This window comes from Limosilactobacillus reuteri subsp. porcinus (genome assembly GCF_036621895.1).
Lineage (GTDB): Bacteria > Bacillota > Bacilli > Lactobacillales > Lactobacillaceae > Limosilactobacillus > Limosilactobacillus reuteri_J.
In genome coordinates, this window is the sequence record NZ_LN887360.1 from 1 (window position 1) to 284 (window position 284).

Consider the following 284-nt stretch of genomic DNA (forward strand, 5'->3'; position numbering starts at 1 on the left):
ATTTGGACACTTTGAAGCTGATACAGTTCAAGGTAAAGCTCACCGCGGAGCGGTAATGACGCTAGTAGAGCGACAATCCAAAGTAATGATTGTCCTTAATATTCATCATAAAACAGACGATGCAGTGAATTGCCAGCTTGATCAATGGCTCGCTAAACTGCCACGTCACTTTGTTAAATCAATTACTTTTGATAACGGGAAAGAATTGGTGGATTATAGAATGAAGTTAGCCACCCAGTTGGTGGTAAATAAAAAACGCCACTCGGCGTGACATCAGGTATCAT

1 pseudogene is annotated in these 284 nt (G+C 41.2%); it reads left to right on the plus strand.

The annotated features are described in order from the left end of the window. Nucleotides 1-220 (plus strand): annotated as a pseudogene (locus AACL61_RS02680) (IS30 family transposase); the annotation flags it as partial. Nucleotides 221-284: the final 64 nt, after the last annotated feature.